The sequence below is a fragment of the Pseudonocardia charpentierae genome, assembly GCF_031845345.1.
Lineage (GTDB): Bacteria > Actinomycetota > Actinomycetes > Mycobacteriales > Pseudonocardiaceae > Pseudonocardia > Pseudonocardia charpentierae.
Genome location: NZ_JAVREJ010000007.1, coordinates 220,026 through 238,775, shown reverse-complemented (window position 1 = coordinate 238,775; position 18,750 = coordinate 220,026). Strand labels below are relative to the sequence as shown.

General features: G+C 72.1%; 18 protein-coding genes. 7 read left to right on the top strand and 11 right to left on the bottom strand.

What is annotated here, in order from left to right; all coding sequences use genetic code 11:
• Positions 1-6: 6 nt before the first annotated feature.
• The gene (locus RM445_RS13050; protein WP_311556485.1) at positions 7-1,245 is read right to left on the bottom strand and encodes a cytochrome P450; all 1,239 of its coding nucleotides are present in this window, start codon (positions 1,243-1,245) and stop codon (positions 7-9) included.
• 97 nt (positions 1,246-1,342) lie between these two features.
• A complete protein-coding gene (locus RM445_RS13045) occupies positions 1,343-2,176 on the bottom strand; it encodes an aldo/keto reductase (protein ID WP_311556484.1) in 834 nt (277 codons plus the stop codon).
• Between the two features lie 188 nt (positions 2,177-2,364).
• Here RM445_RS13045 and RM445_RS13040 point away from each other — a divergent pair, with 188 nt between their 5' ends.
• The 3 genes from RM445_RS13040 to RM445_RS13030 are packed head-to-tail and all read left to right on the top strand — an operon-like array spanning position 2,365 to position 5,565.
• Entirely contained in the window at positions 2,365-3,138 is a 774-nt protein-coding gene (locus RM445_RS13040) for an IclR family transcriptional regulator (protein ID WP_311556483.1), read from the top strand.
• 37 nt (positions 3,139-3,175) lie between these two features.
• Entirely contained in the window at positions 3,176-4,729 is a 1,554-nt protein-coding gene (locus tag RM445_RS13035; RefSeq protein WP_311556482.1) for a flavin-containing monooxygenase, read from the top strand.
• Complete coding sequence (locus RM445_RS13030; RefSeq protein ID WP_311556481.1) at positions 4,729-5,565, top strand: SDR family NAD(P)-dependent oxidoreductase; 837 nt, start codon at positions 4,729-4,731, stop codon at positions 5,563-5,565. The genes RM445_RS13035 and RM445_RS13030 overlap by 1 nt, the downstream gene beginning before the upstream one ends.
• 4 nt (positions 5,566-5,569) lie before the next feature.
• Here RM445_RS13030 and RM445_RS13025 read toward each other — a convergent pair whose 3' ends face one another.
• The 4 genes from RM445_RS13025 to RM445_RS13010 form a co-directional block, all read right to left on the bottom strand.
• Positions 5,570-6,634 (bottom strand): lysylphosphatidylglycerol synthase transmembrane domain-containing protein, encoded by a 1,065-nt coding sequence (locus tag RM445_RS13025; protein ID WP_311556480.1) that lies wholly within the window; start codon positions 6,632-6,634, stop codon positions 5,570-5,572.
• A 108-nt stretch (positions 6,635-6,742) separates the two neighbouring features.
• Positions 6,743-7,846, bottom strand: a complete 1,104-nt coding sequence (locus RM445_RS13020; protein ID WP_311556479.1) for a PQQ-dependent sugar dehydrogenase — start codon at positions 7,844-7,846, stop codon at positions 6,743-6,745.
• Between the two features lie 41 nt (positions 7,847-7,887).
• On the bottom strand, positions 7,888-8,730 hold the full coding sequence (locus tag RM445_RS13015) for an HpcH/HpaI aldolase/citrate lyase family protein (RefSeq protein WP_311556478.1): 843 nt from the start codon (positions 8,728-8,730) through the stop codon (positions 7,888-7,890).
• 13 nt (positions 8,731-8,743) lie between these two features.
• Positions 8,744-9,979, bottom strand: a complete 1,236-nt coding sequence (locus RM445_RS13010; RefSeq protein ID WP_311556477.1) for a CaiB/BaiF CoA transferase family protein — start codon at positions 9,977-9,979, stop codon at positions 8,744-8,746.
• 90 nt (positions 9,980-10,069) lie between these two features.
• Between RM445_RS13010 and uriH the strand changes: the two genes are divergently transcribed.
• Genes uriH through RM445_RS12995 form a run of 3 tightly spaced genes read left to right on the top strand, consistent with a single transcriptional unit; the run spans position 10,070 to position 12,565 of the window.
• Complete coding sequence (uriH, locus tag RM445_RS13005) at positions 10,070-11,023, top strand: uridine-preferring nucleoside hydrolase UriH (protein WP_311556476.1); 954 nt, start codon at positions 10,070-10,072, stop codon at positions 11,021-11,023.
• Positions 11,024-11,040: 17 nt separating this feature from the next.
• A complete protein-coding gene (locus RM445_RS13000) occupies positions 11,041-11,733 on the top strand; it encodes a metallophosphoesterase family protein (RefSeq protein WP_311556475.1) in 693 nt (230 codons plus the stop codon).
• Entirely contained in the window at positions 11,723-12,565 is an 843-nt protein-coding gene (locus tag RM445_RS12995; protein ID WP_311556474.1) for a chromosome partitioning protein ParB, read from the top strand. The genes RM445_RS13000 and RM445_RS12995 overlap by 11 nt, the downstream gene beginning before the upstream one ends.
• 64 nt (positions 12,566-12,629) lie before the next feature.
• Here RM445_RS12995 and RM445_RS12990 read toward each other — a convergent pair whose 3' ends face one another.
• The 5 genes from RM445_RS12990 to RM445_RS12970 form a co-directional block, all read right to left on the bottom strand.
• Positions 12,630-13,838 (bottom strand): ABC transporter ATP-binding protein, encoded by a 1,209-nt coding sequence (locus RM445_RS12990; RefSeq protein ID WP_311556473.1) that lies wholly within the window; start codon positions 13,836-13,838, stop codon positions 12,630-12,632.
• A gap of 70 nt (positions 13,839-13,908) precedes the next feature.
• Positions 13,909-14,712: a carbohydrate ABC transporter permease gene (locus RM445_RS12985; protein ID WP_311556500.1), complete on the bottom strand. Its 804-nt coding sequence runs from the start codon at positions 14,710-14,712 to the stop codon at positions 13,909-13,911.
• Positions 14,713-14,744: 32 nt separating this feature from the next.
• Positions 14,745-15,668, bottom strand: a complete 924-nt coding sequence (locus RM445_RS12980; RefSeq protein WP_311556499.1) for a carbohydrate ABC transporter permease — start codon at positions 15,666-15,668, stop codon at positions 14,745-14,747.
• A gap of 38 nt (positions 15,669-15,706) precedes the next feature.
• The gene (locus RM445_RS12975) at positions 15,707-16,969 is read right to left on the bottom strand and encodes an ABC transporter substrate-binding protein (protein ID WP_311556472.1); all 1,263 of its coding nucleotides are present in this window, start codon (positions 16,967-16,969) and stop codon (positions 15,707-15,709) included.
• A 186-nt stretch (positions 16,970-17,155) separates the two neighbouring features.
• Positions 17,156-17,533, bottom strand: a complete 378-nt coding sequence (locus tag RM445_RS12970; RefSeq protein ID WP_311556471.1) for a hypothetical protein — start codon at positions 17,531-17,533, stop codon at positions 17,156-17,158.
• A 149-nt stretch (positions 17,534-17,682) separates the two neighbouring features.
• Here RM445_RS12970 and RM445_RS12965 point away from each other — a divergent pair, with 149 nt between their 5' ends.
• Entirely contained in the window at positions 17,683-18,750 is a 1,068-nt protein-coding gene (locus tag RM445_RS12965) for a LacI family DNA-binding transcriptional regulator (protein WP_311556470.1), read from the top strand.

Here is an 18,750-nt window from a genome sequence, read left to right as displayed (position 1 = left end):
AGCCCCTCACCAGGTCACGGGCAGCGACTGCAGCCCGTAGATGAAGTGGAAGGCCCGGAACCCGACCTCCTCGAAGGGAACGGCGAGCTTCAGTCCCGGGAAGCGGCGCAGCAGCGCGGGGAACGCGGTCCGCATCTCCATCCGGGCCAGCGGCGCACCCAGGCAGTGGTGGACGCCGTGACCGAAGGCGACGTGCCCGGCGGCGTCGCGGGTGATGTCCAGGCGGTCGCCGTCGGCGACGACCCGCGGGTCGCGGTTCGCGGCGGCCAGAGCCAGGATCACCAGCGAGTCGGCGGGGATCGCGACACCCCCGACCTCGACGTCCTCGGTGGTGGTGCGCGGGATGCCCGAGTGCACGATCCCGAGGAAGCGCAGCAGCTCCTCGACCGCAGGCGCGACCGCCGCCGGGTCGTCGCGCACGAGCGCGAGCTGGTCCGGGTGCCGCAGCAGGGCCAGGGTGCCGAGCCCGAGCATGTTCGATGTGGTCTCGTGCCCGGCGATGAGCAGCAGCCCGGCGATGCCGATCAGCTCGTCCGTGGTCAGGTCCCCGTCGTTCCCACTGCCGTGCTCGCGCACGAGCATCCCGAGCATGTCCTCGCCCGGCGCGGCCTGGGCGCGCGCGACGAGGTCCGCCATGTAATCGCGGCTCGCCCGGCCCAGATCCATGCGCTCGTCCATGGGCAGCGAGATGTCGAGCAGCTTGCTCGTGCGCTCCTGGAACTCCGCGCGGTCGGCGTACGGGACACCGAGCAGCTCGCAGATGACCAGCGACGGGATCGGCAGGGCGAAGTCGGCGACGAGATCTGCGGGCGCCCCGGCCTTCTCCATCGCGTCGAGGTGGTCGTCGACGATCTCGATGATCCGCGGCTCGAGGCGGCGCATGCGGCGGACCGTGAACTCCGGAGTGAGCATCCGACGCAGCCGGGTGTGCTCAGGCGGGTCGACCCCGAGCAGGTTGCCCGCCCGCATCCGCTCGCGCTCCTCGTCGCTGAACTTCGGAGCCCCGGGGGCGTCGAACGCGCGGCGGCTCTCGTTGCTGAACCGGACGCTGTCGGCGAGGACCGCCTTGACGTCGGCGTGGCGGGCCACCAGGAACGCCGGCATCCCGAAGGCCGTGTCCACCTCGCGGACGCCCTCGTCGTCGCGCATCGCGGCCATGTCCGGCACGGGATCGAAGCCGTCGCGCCGCATGTGCAGCGGCAGCGTAGGAGCCTCACGGGTCTCGTCCTGCAACGTCTCCGTCATCGGCGTACCTCCCTGGTTCAGGTACGACCGACGGTACCCAGAAAGCGATAGCGATCTATCGCTTGCCTGAGCGCCGTCTCAGCTCGGAAACCTGACCTCAGTGCCCGAACGTCGCCGGATCGGTCGCCAGCTCGCTCCCGCGGTCGAGTGCCGACAGGGCCGCCATCTCGTCGTCGGTCAGCGCGAAGTCGAACACCGCGAGGTTCTCCGCCTGCCGCTGCGGGTCGGCCGACTTGGGCACCGGCACCACGCCGAGCTGCGTGTGCCAGCGCAGCACGATCTGTCCCGGCGTCTTCCCGTGTGCGCGCGCCGCCTCGGCGACGACCGGCTCGTCGAGCAGGTCGCGGCCGCGCCAGAGCGGCGAGTAGCCCTCGACGACGATCCCGCGCTCGGCAGCGAACTCCCGCCACGGCACCTGGGCGACGTAGGGGTTGAGCTGGATCTGGTTGACGTCCGGGGTCACCCCCGTGGCGTCGATGGCCTCCTGCAGCTGGATCGGCGTGAAGTTGGACGTGCCCGCCGCGCGCACCAGTCCCTCGCGCAGCAGGGCGACGATCCCCTCGAACGCCTGCACGTACCGCCTCTGGTCCGGGTTGGGCCAGTGCACGAGCAGGAGGTCGAGGTAGTCGACGCCCAACCGCTCCGCGCTGCGCTCGAACGCCTCCCGCGCCCCGTCCACGCTGTGCCAGCGCCGGTTGAACTTCGTCGTGACGAACAGCTCCTCGCGCGGCACGCCCGACGCGCGCAGGCCACGGCCGACCCCGCGCTCGTTCCCGTAGTTCTCCGCGGTGTCGACCAGCCGGTATCCCGCCTCGACGGCGGTCGCGACGGCCTTCTCGGCACCGTCGTCGTCCAGCGGCCAGGTGCCGAGGCCCAGCTGGGGGATCCGGCCGCCGTTGACCAGCGCGACGGTGGGGGCAGGTGTACTCACGAGACGCTCCGGAGGATCGGCGGCAGGGCAGACCCGAGAGTGCCAGAGCCGTCCCCGACCAGGCCGTCGAGACGATGCGTTCCCGACGAGTGAGAGCGTTTCCACTGAACGAGAACGTTTCCTTCACCCCGCCCGGCCTCACCTGTGACGGTGGCAATCACCGATCAGGGGCGACGGGGAGGCCGACGATGGCAGGTAACGCGGTGGAGTCAGGGCGGACGGTCACCAGCAAGGTCACGTCGATCCTCATGGTCTTCGCCGACGGCAGCGAGTGGTCGTTGTCCGAACTGGCGCGGATCACCCACATCCCCCTGACGACCACCCACCGCCTCGTCACCGAGCTCACTGCGGCGCAACTGCTCGAGCGTTCGTCCGACGGGTACCGGACCGGACCGGCCCTCGGCCGTCTCTGCGCGACCGGTACGACAGACGGCCCGACCGTCGCCCAGCTCGCCCCCGCGGTCCTCGACGATCTCGCCGCCGTCACCGGCCGCCCCGCCCGGCTGGGTGTGCTGCGCGACATGCGGGTGGCCTACGTCGAGAAGTCCGGCTGGGCACCCCCCACCTCCTTCGGGGCACGGGCACAGCTCCCGCTCCACGCGAGCGCGTTGGGCAAGGTCCTGCTCGCGTTCGCTCCCGCCGCGGTCGCCCGCTCGCTCGTCGTCACGGGGCTGCCCCGCTTCACGCCGCGCACCCTGACCCGCGCGGACCAGCTGCTTCACGCGCTGTCGGTGACCCGCCTGACCAGGATCGCGACCTGCGACGGCGAGCTCGTGGCCGGGGAGACGACCGTCGCGGCGCCGGTGGTCGGCCCGGGTGGGCAGGTCGTCGCGGCACTCGAGACGGTCGTGCCGGACCTGCGCGGAGTCGACTCCGTGCGACAGCTCCTGACGGTCTCCGCACGCAGCATGTCCCGCGAGCTGGCGGGCCCGGGGCTGTCGGGCGCCGCCGCCGCATCCTGACGCCACCGTCCTCGTCGCGGGGGTAGGTTCGGACTCCATGGGATCCGAACGCGTCGACGTCGACGTGATCGTCGTCGGGGCGGGCCTGTCGGGCGTCGGCGCCGTCGCCCACCTGCAGGACCGTTCCCCGGAGCTGACCTGGACGGTCCTCGAGGCCCGCGAGGCGATCGGCGGCACCTGGGACCTGTTCCGCTACCCCGGGGTCCGTTCCGACTCCGACATGTTCACCCTCGGCTACGCCTTCCGCCCCTGGACCCGCACCACGGCCATCGCGGACGGCGCCACGATCCGCACCTACATCGACGACACCGCACGCGAGCGCGGGATCGACCGGCGAGTGCGGTTCGGGCACCGTGTGGTCGCGGCGGAGTGGTCGAGCACCACGGCGAGCTGGACGGTCACCGCGGAGACCGCCGCCGGAACCGTCGAGCTCACCTGCCGCTTCCTGTACTTCTGCTCGGGCTACTACCGCTACGAGCAGGGGTACGAGCCGGCGCTGCCCGGGGCGGACCGGTTCACGGGCGAGATCGTGCACCCGCAACACTGGCCCGCCGACCTGCGGTGGGCCGGGAAGCAGGTCGTCGTCGTCGGCAGCGGCGCCACCGCCTTCACGCTGGTGCCTGCGCTCGCCGGGGAGGCGGCGCACGTGACGATGCTTCAGCGCTCGCCGAGCTACGTGCTGTCGGTGCCGACCCGCGACCCGCTCGCCCGCAAGCTCTTCGGCGGTCGGATGCCGCTGCGCTGGGCCGCCGCCCTCGTGCGGGCCCGCAACATCGCCCTCGTGACGTCCCTGTACCAGCTCAGTCGTCGGCGTCCCGCCCTCATGCGTCGGAAGCTGCTCGACGCGGCCCGCGCGCAGCTGCCCGCGGGATTCGACGTCGACACGCACTTCTCCCCCGCCTACGACCCGTGGGACCAGCGGCTGTGCGTCGTGCCGAGCGGCGACCTGTTCCGGGCCGTCCGCGACGGCGGCGCGTCCGTGGTCACGGACCGGATCGCCACGCTCACCGAGCACGGTGTCGCGCTCGCCTCGGGCACCGAGCTGCCCGCGGACGTCGTCGTGACCGCGACCGGGCTCTCGCTGCAGATGCTCGGGGGTGCGACGCTGCGGGTCGACGGCCGGGAGGTCGAGCCCGGCCGGACCGTGGTCTACAAGGGCGTGCTGCTCTCGGGCGTCCCCAACTTCGCGCTGACCTTCGGCTACACCAACGCGTCGTGGACGCTCAAGGCGGACCTCGCGGCGACGTACGTCTGCCGGCTGCTGCGTCGGATGCGCGCGCACGGCCAGGCCGTCGTCACGGTGGTCGATCCGCCGTCGGACGGCCTCGCCCCGTTGATCAACCTGCGGTCGGGCTACGTGCTGCGGGCGGCGGACCGGCTGCCGCGCCGGGGTTCGACCGGACCGTGGCGGCTGAGCAACAGTTACCTGCGCGACCTGCTCGTGCTGCGGTGGGGCCGGATCGCGGACCGCCGCCACCTCCGGTTCTCCCCCGCCCCTGAGGGGCCCTCCGAGTGTCTGGAAGGCCACCTTCAGGACACCAGGCGACATGAAGGTGGCCTTCCAGACACGACGAGGCAGGGAGTGGCCTGATGCGCCGGTACGTGTTCGACGGCGGGACCGCCGTGATCACCGGGGCGGCGAGCGGGATCGGCGCGGCGCTGGCCCGCGGCCTCGCGGACCGCGGCAGCCACCTCGTGCTGCTCGACCGCGACGGCGAGGGCATCGCCGGGGTCGCCGAGTCGATCTGCGCGACCCTGCCTCAGCTGCGCATCGCCACGTACGTCGTCGACCTCGCCGACGCCGACGCCACCGCGCGGATCGGCGAGACCCTGGCCACCACCCATCCCGACACCACGCTGCTCGTCAACAACGCCGGTGTCGCGCTGGCAGGGCGGTTCGACCAGGTGGACGCCGCCCAGTTCGACGCCGTGATGGCGGTCAACTTCCACGCCGTCGTCACGATGACCCGCGCCCTGCTGCCGGTGCTCACCGCCCACCCGGGCTCCCACGTCGTGGCGCTGTCCAGCATCTTCGGGATCGTCGCGCCGCCCGGGCAGACGGCCTACTGCGCCAGCAAGTTCGCCGTCCGCGGGTTCCTCGAGTCGCTGCGCGGCGAGCTGGCGCCCGCCGGCGTCGGCGTCACGTGCGTGCACCCGGGCGGCGTCCGGACGAACATCGCCCGCAACGCGGTCGTGGGCACGGGTCTCCCGGCCGCGCAGTGGGAGGCCGGCCGCGACTCCTTCGACAAGCTGCTGACCCTCGACCCGGCCGACGCCGCGGCGACGATCCTGCGCGCGGTGCACCGCCGGCGTCCGCGCGTGCTGGTGGGCCGCGACGCCGTGGTCCTGGACAAGCTCGCCCGGCTGCTGCCCGTCGGCAACGGGCGCCTGCTGACGGCCGCCACCCGGAAGGCGGCCAGCCGCTGACGCGTCAGGCGGACCGCGCCGGGTCGGCCCGGTCGTCGGACTCGTCGGCCCCGATCACCTTCGGCCCGCCCAGCCCCAGCAGCGTGAGCCCACCCGCCGCGAGCACCAGCCACAGGCTCACGATCCGGTAGACCAGCACCGCCGCGATCGCCGTCGACCCGACCAGGCCCGTCGCGATCAGCGCCGAGCTCAGCGCCGCCTCGACCACGCCGAGGCCGCCGGGGGTCAGGCCGAGCGACGCCACCGCCGTGCCCGCCGCCCACGCGAGGAGCAGGCCCTCCCAGGGCACCTCCCCGCCCACGGCCAGGATCGAGAACGCCAGGCACGCCGCATCGGCCAGCCAGTTCAGCGCGGCGAGCAGAGCCGCGATCCACAGCGTGGGACGGTCCGGCTCCAGTGCCGTGACCTCCTCGAGCTGCTCCTGGACGATCTCCTCGGGGTCGCCGTGCGGGTGCCCGCTGACCCGCTGCACCGTCTCGACCAGGCGCGTCCCCAGCCGCTCCACGAGCCGCCGCGGTCCCGGGCGGCGCAGTGACAGCAGCAGGACCGCCAGCGGCACGGCGCCACCGAGCACCCCGATCGCGGCGGAGACCACCGCCAGCCCGGAACCGGACACCACCGCCCCGAGCGCCACCACGGTGACCAGCGCGAACGACGAGAACACCCCGGAGACGGCCAGCGCCCACCCGGCGACCGACGCCTCCGCGCCGAGAGAGACGAAGCGCTTCATCGCGAACACCGTGGCCGCCGCCGGGCCGGCGAGCGGCAGCCCGACCGAGATGGCGTTGCCGGCGTAGGTGGTCGCGATGACGCCGGCCAGGGAGATCCGGCTCCCGCCGACGCCGAGCAGGCGGCGCTGCTGGCGGGCGAGCGCCCCCATCGACACCGCCTGGGCGACGACTGCTGCGCCGATCCACCACCAGTTGGCGCGCGCGAGCAGACCGAGCGACTCCACGATCCGCGCGCGCTGTGCGACCACCAGCCACACCATCGCGACGACGACGGCGGCCAGCAGGAACGCCTTCCACCCGAACCGGCGCAAACGGCTGCCGTTCTGACCGTCGCTCACGCGGCTCCCTCGCTCACGGTGCAGATCGTCCACGGCGATCGGCGCACACGCAGCGTGGCACCCGCGCCGAGCAGGCCGGGAGCCGGGGCCGGGGCCGGGATCGGGAGATCAGGGGGCCAGCGGGACCACCAGGATCCGGTCGTCGTCCGGCGCCGGGTCGCCGCGGCCGTCGCGGTTGCTCGTCGTCGTCCACAGCGCCGTGCCGTCCGTGGTCGGAGCCACCCCGCGCAGGCGCCCGTACTCGCCCGTGAGCAGCGCCTCCGGCGTGCCGACGACACCGGGGCCCGTGACCGGCACGCGCCAGAGCCGCTCGCCGCGCAGCCCCGCCGCGTACAGCGCGCCGCCGGCGAAGGCGAGCCCGCTCGGGGAGGCATCGGCGGTCGGCCACGTGACGAGCGGGTCGGTGAAGCCCGAGCGCTTCCCGACCCCCTCCACCTCCGGCCACCCGTAGTTCCCGCCCGCGGTGATCCGGTTGATCTCGTCGACGCGGTTCTGCCCGAACTCGGCGGCGTAGAGCGTGCCGTCGGGCGCGAACGCGAGGCCCTGCACGTTGCGGTGGCCGAGGCTGTAGACGGCCGTGCCGAACGGATTGCCCGGCGCCGGGGCCCCGTCGGCGGTCACCCGGAGGATCTTGCCGCCGAGGTCGGCCCGGTCCTGCGCGGGCGCGCGGCGCCCGGCGTCTCCGGTGCCGATGTAGAGCAGGCCGTCCGGGCCGAACGCCACCGCCCCGCCATTGTGGATCCCGGCCTTGACGATCCCGGAGACCAGAACCTGTTGCGCGGCACCGTCGACCGTGCCGTCGGCGCCGACGCGCAGCCGCACCACCCGGTTGTCGGCCGCCGAGGTGTAGGCGACGACGATCGTGCGGTCGGTCGCGAAGTCCGGCGAGACCGCGACACCCAGCAGACCGCCCTCGCCCTGCGCGACGACCCCGGCGACCGTCCCGACCGGGGTGACCGCGCCGTCGGGCGCCACGCGCAACAGCCGCGCCGACTCCCGCTCGGTCACGAGCGCGGCGCCGTCGGGCAGGAACGCGACGCCCCAGGGCACCTCCAGACCGGTGACGAGCACACGCAGCCCGGGAGCGGACGACGTGGCGGCCGTCGGGAAGGGCGTCGGCGTGGCAGGCGTGCCGCCGCACGCGGTGAGGGCGAGGGCGAGGACCGCGACCGCGGTCAGACCGCGGGCCGCGCCGCGAGCCGGGATGCGCACCCGTGCACGCTAGTGCCCGCCCGGCGCCGCCGCGCGCGCGTTCACGCTCCCAGGGGGTCGTGCCTCCACTGGGGGCCCGAGATCTCCAACAGCCGCTGCGCGCGCTGGGCCACCGGCAGGTCGACGAACTCGCCGTTCGGCAGGCGGGTCGCGCCCCGGCCGGCGGCCTCGAACGCCGTGAGCACCTGGCGCGCCCACTCCAGATCGCGGGCCGACGGCGCGAACACCTCGTGCAGGATCGGGATCTGTCGCGGGTGGATCGCCGACTTCGCCCCGAAGCCCAGCGACCGGACGAACTCCGCCTCGGCGCGCAGCCCGGCGTCGTCGTCGATCAACGGATAGACGCTGTCGACGGGCGGGGGCAGCCCGGCCGCCCGGGACACCACGACGAGATGGCTGCGCACGTAGAGCATCGGCAGGCCGCCGTCGCCGGCGTAGAGGTCGCGCAGCAGGTCCAGGCCGCCGATGCTCATGTGTGCGACGCCCGGCACGCAGGCGATCTCCTCCGCGGCGAGCACGCCGCGGGCCGTCTCGATCGCCGGCACGAGCGGCAGCCCGCCGGCCCGGGCGGCCACCCACAGCACGTCCTCCGCCGACTCGCACTTCGGGATCCGGATGGCGGCGGCGTGCGGTGCGACCGCGTCGAGGTCCGCGGCGCACGTGTCCGTGCGCGGCGGGTTGACCCGCACCAGTGCGGCGCGGTCCTGGATCGCCGCGGCGACCATGTGCCGCGCGCGGTCCTTGGCGTCTTCCGGAACCGCGTCCTCGAGGTCGAGGATCACCGCGTCCGCGCCCGCCGTGAACACCCGGTCCAGCAGCTTCGCGTTGTGGCCGGGTGCGAACAGGTAGCTGCGGTTCACCCGGCTGCTGATCATTGCCGTCATCCGTCCACCACAGTCACACCACCCCGCCCTTCCGCAGCGCCGCGACCTGCTCGGGCGTGTACCCGAGCCGCTCGGTGAGCACGGCGTCCGTGTCCTGCCCCAGCCGCCGGCCCGCGAACCGGATGCCGCCCGGCGTGCCCGAGAGCCGGAACCACACGTTCTGCATGCGCAACGGCCCGAGGTCCTCGTCGTCCACGGTGGTCACCGCGTCGCGGGCCTGCACCTGCGGGTCGGCGAACAGCTGCGCGACGTCGTACACCGGGAACAGCGCCGCACCGACCTCCTCGAAGGCCTCGACGACGGCGTCGAGATCGCGGCCCTCGATCCAGTTCTGCACCGCGCCGTCGAGCTCGTCGACGTGCGCCACCCGCTCGCGGGCGGAGGAGAACCACGGCTCGTCGGCCAGGTCCGGGCGCCCGACCAGCCGCATCACGCGCTCGGCGACCGACGTCGACGCCGACGACACGGCCACCCACTGCCCGTCGCGCGTGCGGTAGGTGTTGCGGGGTGCACTGTTGCGCGAGCGGTTGCCCTGGCGGGTGGGCACCACGCCGAGCTGGTCGTACGCACTCGGCGCCGGTCCCATGATCCCCAGCAGCGGCTCGAAGAGCGACAGGTCGATCACCTGGCCCCGCCCGGCTCCGAGGCCGTCGCCGTGGTCGCGGGCGCGCAGCGCGGTCAGCACCGCGAAGGCCCCGGTGATGCCGGCGACGCCGTCGGCGAGCCCGGACGGCGGCAGCGTCGGCGGCCCGTCGGGCTGCCCGGTCAGGTGCGCGAACCCGGTCATGGCCTCGGCCAGCGAGCCGAAGGCGCGCCGTCGCGCGTAGGGGCCGTCCTGCCCGAAGCCGGTGGTGCGCAGCAGGACCAGCCGCGGGTTCACCGCGTGCAGTTCGTCCGGGCCCAGGCCCCAGCCCTCCAGCACGCCGGGCCGGAAGTTCTCGGTCATGACGTCGGCATCGGCCACCAGCTTCAGGATGATCTCGCGACCCTCGGGCGTGCGGACGTCGAGCGTCATCGCCTCCTTGTTGCGGGCGATCACCTTCCACCACAGCCCATGTTGAATCCCATCGGGCCCCTTGACCGACCAGCCGTGGGTGCGGGCCGGATCCCCGGCGGGCAGCTCGACCTTGAGGACGTCCGCGCCGTAGTCGCCGAGCAGCATCGCCGTGATGGGCCCGGCGTAGACGGTGCTGAAGTCGATGACCCGAATCCCCTGCAGGGGGCCACGGTGCGACGTCGTGCTGGTCATCGCCGCAACCCTACGGCGCCCCTCCGACGAACGGCACCCTCCTCGGACAGGTTCCGGCGAACGGCGCTGTCGTCGGAGTAGGTTCCGGCCGTGCCCCGCAAGATCCTGCTCGACTGCGACCCGGGCCACGACGACGCCGTCGCGCTGCTCCTCGCACACGGCAGCCCGGAGATCGAGCTGCTCGCCGTGACCACCGTGGCGGGCAACCAGACGTTGGAGAAGGTCACCCGCAACGCGCTCGCGGTCGCCCGCGTCGGTGGCATCACCGGCGTGCCGTTCGCCGCCGGGTGCACCCGACCGCTGCTGCGGACCGCGCGCGTCGCGAGCGACATCCACGGCGAGTCCGGGCTCGACGGCCCGGTGCTGCCCGACCCCGATCCCGCGCTCGACGTCCCGCTCGACCCGCGGCACGCAGTCGACGTCATCGTCGACACGGTCATGGCGCACCCGCCCGGCACGGTCACGCTGGTCCCGACCGGTCCGCTGACCAACGTGGCGGTCGCCGCCCGCAAGGAACCGCGGATCGTCGAGCGGGTGGCCGAGGTCGTGCTCATGGGCGGCGCCTACGCGCGCGGCAACCGGACCGCCGTCAGCGAGTTCAACATCGGCTGCGACCCGGAGGCCGCGCAGATCGTGTTCCGGGAGCCGTGGCCGGTGACGATGGTCGGGCTGGACCTCACCCACCAGGCGCTGGCCACGCCGGAGGCCGTCGCTCGGATCGTGGAGCTCGACACGGCGCCCGCCCGGTTCGTCGCCGACCTGCTGGAGTTCTTCGCCGGCACCTACCGCACGCTGCAGGGCTTCGCCGCGCCGCCCGTGCACGACCCGTGCGCGGTCGCGTTGGTCATCGACCCCGAGGTGCTCACCACGCGCCGGGCGCCGTTGGACGTCGAGCTGCACGGGGAGCTGACCACCGGGATGACGGTGGCCGACCTGCGCGGCCCCGAGCCCGCCGACTGCCACACCCGGGTGGCCGTGACGCTGGACCACGCCCGGTTCTGGAACCTGGTCGTGGACGCGCTGGACCGGCTCGGCGACCCCTGAGGGCCTACCCTGCGGGCATGGTCCGGGTGCTCGCCGTCGCCGACGAGGTGTGCGACGCGCTGTGGGGCGCCAGGGCCGCCGCGCTCGAGCCGGACCTCGTGCTCGCCGCGGGCGACCTGCCGTGGGACTACCTCGAGTTCCTCGCCTCGGTGACCGACCGGCCGGTGGTGTTCGTCCCGGGCAACCACGACCCCGCCGTCAGCTCCGCCCGCCAGCACCGGTCCGGGCAGTTCCTCCGCGCCGGCATGCCGTGCGAGCCGCCCCGCCCGGCCGGTTGCCACAACGCCGACGGCGTCGTCCTCGACGCCGCCGGGCTGCGGATCGCCGGTCTCGGCGGGTGCGTGCGCTACCGCCCCGGGCCCAACCAGTACAGCCAGCGCGAGTACCACAAGCGCGCGGCCCGCCTGCTCCGCCGGGTGGGACGCCTGCAGCGGCGGCTCCCCGGACCGGTCGACGTGCTGCTCACCCACGCACCGCCGCGCGGCCTGGGCGACGAGGACGACCGCCCGCACGTCGGCATCGACGCGCTGCACCCCGTGCTCGACCGCCTGCACCCGCGCTGGCACCTGCACGGGCACATCCACCCGTACGGCCACCCGCGGCCCGACCGGCGGGTCGGCGAGACGACGATCCGCAACGTGGTCCCCTACCGCATGTTCGAGATCCCGGATGTTCGAGATTCCGCCCCCGGAGACCGCGATGATCCGTGACACCGGCTCCCCCAGGGCCGACGCCGAAGCCGACTTCCTGCGCGCGCGCAGGCTGCAGGTGATCACCGCGCTGACCGCCCGCCTGCTACGGAAGGAGGGCGGCGACCGGAAGGCCCTGTCGTTCCAGGAGGTGGTCGACGCACTCGGCCTCGTCGACGAGGTCGCCCTCGGGATCCGGGTGATCCCCGTGGACCAGATCGTCGGCTCGGTGGACCGGGTGCGCGAGTTCGACCCGAAGTTCCGTCCGCGCTCCGGGCTCAGCCGCCGTCGGTTCGAGCGGATCGACGAGGCGGCGCGGCGGGGCGAGCCCCTGCCGCCGATCGACGTCTACCAGATCGGCGACATCTACTTCGTCCGCGACGGGCACCACCGCGTGGCGGTGCACCGCGCGCTCGACCTGGCCGAGATCGAGGCCGACGTGCGGCTGGTGCGCACGGTCGTCGAGCCCGACGACGTGCGGGCGCGCTCCGACCTGGCCAGCCGGGAGCTGCGCAGGCTGTTCCTGCAGCGGGTGCCGGTGGGCCGCGCCGGGCGCCGCGCGCTCTTCCTCAGCGACGCGGAGCAGTACCCGTGGTTCGCCGAGATGGTCGAGGCCTGGGCCGCCCGGCTGATGTTCGCCGAGGGGCGGTGCCTCGAGCGCCCGGAGGCGGCGAAGCGCTGGTACGCGGAGGAGTTCGTGCCGGTCGTCGAGATGATCGAGAGTGCCGACCTGCTGGAGAAGGGCGAGACGCCGGCCGACGCCTACATGCGCGTCGCGGGCGAGCGCTATGCGGTGTTCCACAACCACACGTGGAACACCGAGATCATCGCCGAACTCGGCCGCAGGCGGTAAAGGCCGTGCCGCATGCACCGGGGCCCCTCCCGACGAGCGGGAAAGGGCCCCGGTGATCCGATGATCAGGCGCGCTGCGCTCCGCTGGCCGTCGTCGCGTCCGCGCCGCCAGGGGCCAGGTTCAGCCCGGTCTCGGCGTCGAAGACCGCGAGCTTGGAGGTGTCGTACCAGAGCCGGGCCGTCTGCCCGCGCTGCACGTGCGAGGCGGCGTCGAGCCGGGCCGTGACCGCGACCCCGTCGCTGTGCAGGTCGTTCCCGGTGTCCTTGGCCAGGTCCTCGAGATCCGCGGAGCGCGCCTCCTCGCCCTTGACCACGAAGTAGGCGTAGACGTCCGACCCCATCGCCTCGACGATGTCGATCGGGGCGTCGAACGTCGCTCCCGGCTTGTCGCCGACCAGCGCCGCGTCCTCGAAGTGCTCGGGCCGGATCCCCAGGATGATGTTGCCGCTGGACTTCGACCGCTCCACGGCCTGGCGGCACTCGTCCGGCAGCTGCACCTCGCCCAGAGCCGTCGACACCGTGCCGCCGCCCCGCAGCTGCCCGGGCAGGAAGTTCATCGACGGGCTGCCGATGAAGCCGGCCACGAAGAGGTTCTTCGGGTGGTCGTAGAGGTACGACGGCGAGCCGACCTGCTGCACCACCCCGCCGCGCATGACCACGACCCGGTCGCCGAGGGTCATGGCCTCGGTCTGGTCGTGCGTGACGTACAGCGTGGTGGTGCCCAGGTTCTTCTGGATACGCGAGACCTGGGTGCGCATCTGCACGCGCAGCTTGGCGTCGAGGTTGGACAGCGGCTCGTCCATGAGGAAGGCCTTGGGCGAGCGCACGATGGCCCGGCCCATCGCCACGCGCTGGCGCTGCCCGCCGGACAGGTTCGACGGCTTCCGGTCGAGGTGCTGGGTGAGCTCCAACATCTCGGCGGCTTCGTTGACCTTCTTCTGGATGGTGCCCTTGTCCGCACCGGCCAGCTTGAGCGGGAAGCCCATGTTCTCGCCGACCGTCATGTGCGGGTAGAGCGCGTACGACTGGAACACCATGGCGATGTCCCGGTCCTTGGGTGCCTTGTCGTTGACGACGTCGCCGTCGATGATCAGCTTGCCCGCGGTGATGTCCTCCAGGCCGGCGACCATGTTGAGCGTGGTCGACTTCCCGCAGCCCGACGGGCCGACCAGGATGATGAACTCGCCGTCCGCGATCGTGAGGTTGAAGTCGTCGACGGCCAGCGCCCCGTCCGGGTAGCGCTTGACCACGTGGTCGAGAACGATCTCTGCCATTTTCTCGAAGCTCCTCGGGTGTGAGGCCAGTGTGGTGGCCAGTGTGGTTTCGGCTGGGTGCGTTGTCGGATCAGCCCTTGACAGCACCCGAGGTCAGGCCGGCGACGATCCGCCGCTGGAACAGCAGGACGAAGATGACGATGGGGATGGTGATGACGACCGCCGCGGCCGCCACCGGGCCGGTCGGCTTCTCGAACGTCGTGGCGCCGGTGAAGTAGCTCATCGCCGCCGGGACGGTCCGCGCTGCCGAGGTGGAGGTCAGCGACAGGGCGAACAGGAAGTCGTTCCAGCACGAGATGAACACCAGGATGGCCGTGGTGAAGATGCCCGGCATGGCCAGCGGGGTGATCACCTGACGGAAGGCCTGGTACGGCGTGGCGCCGTCCATCTTGGCGGCCTTCTCGAGGTCCCACGGGATCTCGCGGAAGAACGCCGAGAGCGTGTAGATGGCCAGGGGCAGCGCGAACGTGACGTAGGGGATGATCAGGCCGGGCCAGGTGTCGAAGAGCCCGATGGTGGTCAGGATCTTGAACAGCGGGGTCACCAGGGCGATCTGCGGGAACATCGAGATCAGTAGCGACACGGCTACGATCGCCGTCTTACCCGGGAAGTTCAGGCGCGCGATCGCGTAGGCGGCCATCGTCCCGAACACGATCGCGATGAGCGTCGCGATCAGGCAGATGCCGATCGAGTTGAACAGTGCCCGCAGGAAGTCCGGGTTCGAGAAGATCGCCGCGTAGTTGTCGCCGCTCGGCGACACGGGCAGGTACCTGCCGTCGTTCAGCGTCGCGTCGTCCTTGAGCGACAGGGAGACGATCCAGATCACGGGGATGAACGCGTACAGCAGGACGATGACGTTGACGCCCCACCACATCAGCTTGCGTTGCGTGGTCTCGGTCTGCACGGTTACTTCCTCCCTCCCGGGTCCGCCCCGGGCGCTGCCGCGCCGAAGGCCTTGATGAAGATGAAGGCGATGATCCCGGTGGTGATGAAGATCAGCACCGCCATGGTCGAACCGATGCCGAGGTTGAGCCCTCGGATCAGGTTGCTGAACGCGACCATCGACACCGAGCTGGTGCCGTTGGCACCGCTGGTGAGGATGAAGATGTTGTCGAACACCCGGAACGCGTCCAGCGTGCGGAACAGCAGCGCGACGAGGATGGCCGGCTTGATCAGCGGCACGGTGATCATCCAGAACCGCTTCCAGGCGTTCGCACCGTCCATCGAGGCCGCCTTCAGCAGGTCCTCGGGCACCAGCGCCAGGCCGGCCATCAGCAGCAGCGCCATGAACGGGATCGTCTTCCAGACCTCGGCCAGGATGATGATCCAGATGGACGGCCAGAACTCGGTGAGCGGCGCCGACCCGGCGGGTGTCAGATAACCGAGGTCTTCGGTCCAGGCGAACCGCCAGGAGAACGCGGCGACGACGGTCACGATCCCGTAGGGCACGAGTGCCGATGTCCGCACCAGCCCGCGTCCGACGATCGTGCGGTGCATGACGATGGCCAGGAGCATGCCGAACACCAGCTCGAGGAACGCGCTGATGATCGTGATGAAGATGGTCACGCCGAACGCCCGCCACCAGATCGGGCTGGACAGCACCGTGACGTAGTTGTCGAACCAGATGAACTCGTTCGCGTCCGGTCGGCGCAGGTCCGCCTTGTTCAGCGACAGCCAGAACGCGTAGATGATCGGGTACGCGGCGACCGCGAGCATGATGGTCACCGCGGGAGCGACGAGCAGAAGCCCCAGCTTGCGCTCAGCACGCTGCGCCTCGTTGTGCCGCGTGCGCGCGACGTCGATCGAGCCGTCGTCCTCGCGCCTCTCGATGGCCTCGGCGGCCGCCGGTGTCGGTGTCTGGCTCTGGGTCACGGCAGGATCCCCTTGCCCTCGATCGCGTCCTGGACGGAGGTGCGCAGCTCGTCGGCCGACACTTGCGGGTTGATGGCCGCGGGCGGCGACAGCGTGGTCGACAGAACGGTCGAGATGTTCTGGTAGACCGGCGAGATCGGCCGTGGCTTGGCGGTCTCCAGCTCGGTCAGCATGACCTGGGCCATCGGGTACGCCTCCTGCATGTCCGGCTGGTCGTAGACCGTCCGGTTCGTCGGGGGCTCACCCGCGTTGATGGCGTGCTGGAGCTGGTGCTCCGGCGAGCGCAGGCACATCGCCGCGTCGAAGGCCTCGTCCGGGTGACGGCTGTAGCTGCTGATCGCGAAGTTCATCCCGCCCAGCGTGGTGGTGACAGGCGCACCGGCGGTGACCGACGGGTACGGCGCGTAGCCGAGGTTGGGCACCAGGTCCGGGTTGGCCTCCTTCATGGAGGCGAGTACGTACGGCCAGTTCAGCGAGAAGGCCGAGCGCCCGGCCTGCAGGTCTGCGAAGACCTCGGGCTCCTGGGCGTTCGAGAGCGACGTGCTCGTCAGGCCGGAGGTGGCCAGCTTGTTCAGCAGCGTGAGGGCCTGCACGGTCTTGTCGTCGATCGCGGGAGCCGTGCTGTCCTCGTTGACGACCCGGCCGCCGAAGCCCTTGATCAGGTTGTTGATGTTCACCACGTAGCCCTCGTACTGCGCGGCGGTGAACCCGATCTCGTACGGCTTGCCCTGGTCCTTGAGCTGCTGGGACATCTGCATCATCTCGTCGAACGTCGCAGGCGGCGTCGGGACGAGATCCTTGCGGTACCAGAGCAGCTGCACGTTCGTGTGCTTTGGAATGCCGTAGATCTTGTCCTTCCAGGTGGCCGTGTCGATCGGCGGCTGGAGGATGTCCTTGGTCGCGGCGGCGGTCTGCTGCGGGTTCAGCTCGCGGATCCAGCCCGCGTCGGCGAACTCCGCCGTCCACGTGACGTCCATGCCGAGCAGGTCCATCCCGGCGTCCTTCGCCGCGAGCCGCCGCACGAGCTGGTCGCGCTGGCCGTCGGCGTCACTCGGCAGCAGGTTGCCGACGATCGTGTAGCGCCCGCCGGCCTGGGCGTTGCAGTCGGCGATGATCTCGTCGAACTTCGACGCGCTGGCGCCGCCGTAGAGGTTGATCACTGTGCCCTGCGGGCCGCTCGAGCAGGCTGCGAGCGAGGTCACCAGCGCCGCCGCGCCGACCATCGCGGCGAACCGGGATGACCGCCGCGGCGTCCTCATCCGTGGAATCTTCATCGACCCTCCGTCCAGGTGAAACGCTTGCGAACGTGGCGCAGCGCACAGCCTTCCGGGGAACAGTGCCAGATCTTCCGGGTGACGGCGAGACATGACGGCCCGTCGCCAGATCACGTTTTCTTCACATCCCGGACGCGCCGGCCTGAAGATCCACCTGGAGCCGAAGCCCGCCTACCAGGTGAGACCGCGCTGCGCCAGGGTCGCCTCGATCTCCAGTCGCTGGACGGGGTCGAACGGGGGCCGCCCGGGTGCGGGGATCTCCAGCGCGGTGCAGCACGCGCTGAGGGTGTCGTCGTAGGCGAGAGTCACACTCCGCAACCGCGACTGCCTGCGCGGAAGATCGGATTCCGCGATACGTGAGTAGTCGCGACCGAGCCGGCGCAGGTCGGCGACGAGCCGTTCGATCGGCGGCCCGGTGGGCTCGGCGTACGCGGGCCGACGCCCCCGGGACCGGCGCTCGCCCCGGCTCCAGCGCTCGAGCGCCTTCGCGGCGGCGACGAAGACCGCTGCGGGCAGCAGCGCGAGGGCGGTGTAGAGGACGACGTTCACCGACCCTCCCTCCATGGGCAGACCGGCCGTGGCGCCTCCAGTCTGCCGCACCGCGCAGGCCGCTGCCTCGCTTTCGCTCCCTCAGCCCGCCGATGCCCGGCCCTCTGCGGTTGAGACACGTCGTGTCCAGGGTTTACGGTGCACCCTTGGTGAACGTCGTTCCCGACCCGCCGCCGCACGCCGTTCGACGCCCCCGGCGGGCGAGCATTCTGGACGTGGCGGCCCTGGCGGGCGTGTCCGCGTCCACCGTCTCGCGTTCACTGCGCGGCCATTCCAGCATCTCGGCCGCCACCCGCCAGCGGGTCCACGAGGCCGCACAACAACTGTCGTACAGCGCGTCGCCGCAGGCGTCCGGCCTGGCGTCGGGCCGGACGCTGACGATCGGCGTGGTGGTCCCCTTCGTCACGCGCTGGTTCTTCGTCAACGTCGTGGCGGGCGCCTACGAGGTGCTCCACGAGGCCGGGTACGACGTCCTGCTCTACCACCTCGGCACCGGCGAGGCCCGCGACCGCTTCTTCGAGCGGATGCCGCTGTCACGCCGCGTGGATGCGGTGCTCACGCTGACGGTCCCGCTGACCGAGGAGCACACGCTTGCACTTCGTGCGCTCGACATGCCGCTCGTGACGGTGGGCGCCGCGCTGCCCGGGGTGTCGTGCGTCCGGATCGACGACGTCGGCGCGACGCGCACCGCGGTGCACCACCTGCTGCACCAGGGCCACGAGGACATCGTCATGATCACGGGCGTGGAGGACGAGGCCGACTTCGGCTTCGCCTCGTCGCGCTGCCGCCGCGAGGGCTACCGGGAGGCGATGGAGGCCGCGGGGCTGGGCTCGCGGATCGACGTCGTGTCGGCCGCGACCTACGGGATCGAGGGCGGCGCCGCGGCGATGGCGGCGCTGATGGACCGGCCGACGCTGCCCACCGCGGTGGTGGCCGAGTACGACGAGCTGGCCATCGGGGCGATCCGGACGCTGCGGCGGGCGAGCATCGCCGTCCCGGGCCGGATGTCCGTCATCGGTGTCGACGGCCACGAGATGGCGTCGGTCGTCGACCTCACGACGGTCGCCCAGCCCGTCCAGGAGCAGGGCGCCGTGGCCGCCCGCATGCTGCTCGACACCCTCGCGGACGCGGAGGCCAGCCCGACCGAGGTGGTCCTGCCGACCCGGCTCACCGTGCGCGGCAGCACCGGCACGCCGTGGTCGCGGCCGTCGAACTGA

Bases quoted from the DNA above. Each gene is read 5' to 3' on its own strand.
- RM445_RS13050 (WP_311556485.1), bottom strand. From the start codon at position 1,245: ATGACGGAGACGTTGCAGGACGAGACCCGTGAGGCTCCTACGCTGCCG.
- RM445_RS13040 (WP_311556483.1), top strand. From the start codon at position 2,365: ATGGCAGGTAACGCGGTGGAGTCAGGGCGGACGGTCACCAGCAAGGTC.
- RM445_RS13035 (WP_311556482.1), top strand. From the start codon at position 3,176: ATGGGATCCGAACGCGTCGACGTCGACGTGATCGTCGTCGGGGCGGGC.
- RM445_RS13030 (WP_311556481.1), top strand. From the start codon at position 4,729: ATGCGCCGGTACGTGTTCGACGGCGGGACCGCCGTGATCACCGGGGCG.
- RM445_RS13015 (WP_311556478.1), bottom strand. From the start codon at position 8,730: ATGACGGCAATGATCAGCAGCCGGGTGAACCGCAGCTACCTGTTCGCA.
- RM445_RS13010 (WP_311556477.1), bottom strand. From the start codon at position 9,979: ATGACCAGCACGACGTCGCACCGTGGCCCCCTGCAGGGGATTCGGGTC.
- RM445_RS13000 (WP_311556475.1), top strand. From the start codon at position 11,041: ATGGTCCGGGTGCTCGCCGTCGCCGACGAGGTGTGCGACGCGCTGTGG.
- RM445_RS12995 (WP_311556474.1), top strand. From the start codon at position 11,723: ATGATCCGTGACACCGGCTCCCCCAGGGCCGACGCCGAAGCCGACTTC.
- RM445_RS12990 (WP_311556473.1), bottom strand. From the start codon at position 13,838: ATGGCAGAGATCGTTCTCGACCACGTGGTCAAGCGCTACCCGGACGGG.
- RM445_RS12985 (WP_311556500.1), bottom strand. From the start codon at position 14,712: ATGTGGTGGGGCGTCAACGTCATCGTCCTGCTGTACGCGTTCATCCCC.
- RM445_RS12975 (WP_311556472.1), bottom strand. From the start codon at position 16,969: ATGAGGACGCCGCGGCGGTCATCCCGGTTCGCCGCGATGGTCGGCGCG.